Below are 1,043 nucleotides of genomic sequence, written 5' to 3'. Positions count from 1 at the left end.
TGGCCTGGACCCAGTCCGTGTCCCCGGCGCGCTGGCTCGCCGCCAAGCTCGCCGTGCCCGCCGTACTGATCGTCGCGGGCATGGTCCCGCTCACCCTGTTGCACCGCATGATGTGGGCGGCCAACCCCGAACTGCGGCAGGACACCTGGAGTTGGTACGACAGCCAGATCTTCGAGTCCAACGGCATCCTCGCCACCGTCCTCGCCCTCCTCGGTCTGGCCGTCGGCGTCCTCGCCGGCCTGGCCACGCGCCGCTCGCTGCCCGGGCTGGGCATCGCCCTCGGTGTCACCGTCATCGTCATCCAGCAGTTCCACTCCCTGCGTCCGCACCTGTGGCCGGCCGAGACCCGGCAGAGCCCCGACGGGTTCCCCGACCACGACGGCATGACGGTCGCCAAGGGCTCCTACACCTCCACCGGCGACCGCCTCCCCGACCTGTTCTGCGGCGACAGTGCCTCGTGCATCGCCCGCAACGACGTCGCCGGCGTCTACCGCGACTACCACACCTCCGCCCACTTCTGGCCCCTCCAGCTCGTGGAGACCGGCATCGTCCTCGCCCTGACGGCCGTGGCCGCGCTGGCCGCGTTCGCCCTCCTCAAGCGCCGTACGGGAGCCGCCGTATGACCACCACCACCGCACTCGCGGCCCCCGCAAGACCGCGGCGCACCGGCGCCCTCCAAGGCCTCGTCCGGGCCACACTCCGCCTGCACCGCTCGGCCCTCTGGTTCTGGCTGCTGCTGGTCGCCGTGGCCGGCGGCCTGATGCTGTGGATGTACGGCTGGGGAGCCGACGCGGCCTCCGCCGAGTTCTTCCGGAAGGGCTGCGTCGACGAGGCCGTCAACGACAGCTGCGACTACGGCGGCCCCGCCCACACCCGCTACGGGACCGCCAACACCATCAGCGGTGGCCTCATCAACTTCGTACCGCTGCTCACCGCCCTCTGGGCGGGCGCCGCGCTCATCGGCCGCGAGCTGGAGAACGGTACGGCCCAGCTGGCCTGGACCCAGTCCGTGTCCCCGGCGCGCTGGCTCGCCGCCAAGCTCG

General features: G+C 72.1%; 2 pseudogenes. Both read left to right on the top strand.

Annotation, left to right across the window (positions count from 1 at the left end):
• Nucleotides 1–623, top strand: a pseudogene (locus RB628_RS40795) (ABC transporter permease); the annotation flags it as partial.
• A pseudogene (locus tag RB628_RS40790) lies at nucleotides 620–1,043 on the top strand (ABC transporter permease); the annotation flags it as partial. The pseudogenes RB628_RS40795 and RB628_RS40790, both read left to right, overlap by 4 nt.

Source organism: Streptomyces sp. ADMS (genome assembly GCF_033441795.1).
Classification (GTDB): Bacteria; Actinomycetota; Actinomycetes; order Streptomycetales; family Streptomycetaceae; genus Streptomyces.
The sequence above is the reverse complement of the archived record's forward strand: the minus strand, read 5'-3'. Positions and strand labels throughout refer to the sequence as shown.